Source organism: Paenibacillus tyrphae, from assembly GCF_027925525.1.
In the GTDB taxonomy this organism is placed as follows: Bacteria; Bacillota; Bacilli; order Paenibacillales; family NBRC-103111; genus Paenibacillus_G; species Paenibacillus_G tyrfis_B.
On the sequence record NZ_BSDJ01000084.1, the window covers coordinates 1 to 1,004 of the forward strand.

The 1,004-nt window shown below is 37.6% G+C and carries 2 protein-coding genes; one reads left to right on the forward strand and one right to left on the reverse strand.

Annotated features, from left to right (window positions below; genetic code table 11):
- On the reverse strand, positions 1–392 hold a 392-nt coding region (locus QMG93_RS34935; protein ID WP_281944506.1), incomplete at its 3' end, for a hypothetical protein.
- 276 nt (positions 393–668) lie between these two features.
- On the opposite strand from QMG93_RS34935, the gene QMG93_RS34940 reads away from it, so the two are divergent.
- On the forward strand, positions 669–1,004 hold a 336-nt coding region (locus QMG93_RS34940; RefSeq protein ID WP_281944507.1), incomplete at its 3' end, for a hypothetical protein.

The following is a 1,004-nucleotide window of genomic DNA, read 5'->3' on the forward strand; positions in this document are numbered from 1 at the left end:
TCTTGGAATACGTTTATTTGGTTATGCAGTCCCAGACCGGAACCTGTAATCTTCTGCGCACGTTGGCCGGAAGACGCATGATGAGCTACAACTTCATACTCGCCAGTTATTCCTTGGTCTTTGTTGCCTTGCCAGCCGTCAGCTAGTCCGCTTGTTCCCGTATTTACCTCAAAACTGGCATTTGTAAGCATGTTATCTGTTAGATTTTTTCTTATTAAGCCCCCGTTTAAATCATAATCGTAATAGATGGTTCCGTACGAATTAGTGGCCTCTACCAACTGACCTTTATGATTATACAGATATTTTGTTTCTCCATTAGCTGCCCAGATTGATGAAGCATAAGCGATCATGAATATGAAACATAGGAGAATCGAAACCATTCTTTTAAGCATAACTACCTCCCCATAGAACTTTTGATATTTAACTCATGCAGATTTTCCCTGCTAAATTATACCTTTGTCAGACGATATCTGTATAGAAGAGAAAGTATTACAATGCAAAGACTAATCGTAATGTTTTCACGCTTTAGTGTATGCAAGGCAGGCGTTTAAAAGTCTTTCTTAAACAACCATATACAATACTTTCCGGTGCCGCTATAATTTAAAAGAAAATTCCTCTATAGTCCTCCCGTATCAAACAACATTCATCTATTTTTTAGGGGGTAAAGAATGATACAAAGGCTTCTTTCCGTAATTAGTATTACTATTCTTATCTTTCATTTTTTTTCAATCATTCCGGGAGCTTCGGCATACGCTGATAATTCAGCTATCTACAAATACGATGTTTCCGGAAAACTGTTATCAAAGGAATTACCATATGGTCTTATAGACCATTATTACTATGATAAAAATGGTAATTTAATAAAGAAAACTAGACTACCAAGAGGAACCGAATCGTTTGAAAGCGGAACATGGGAAACAAGTAACTTCACCTTGTTACAAAGAGACGGCAGAGAAGTTGGTGTTCGACAAGACAGTTCCCTGTCAGGATCTTACTTGGTCTAC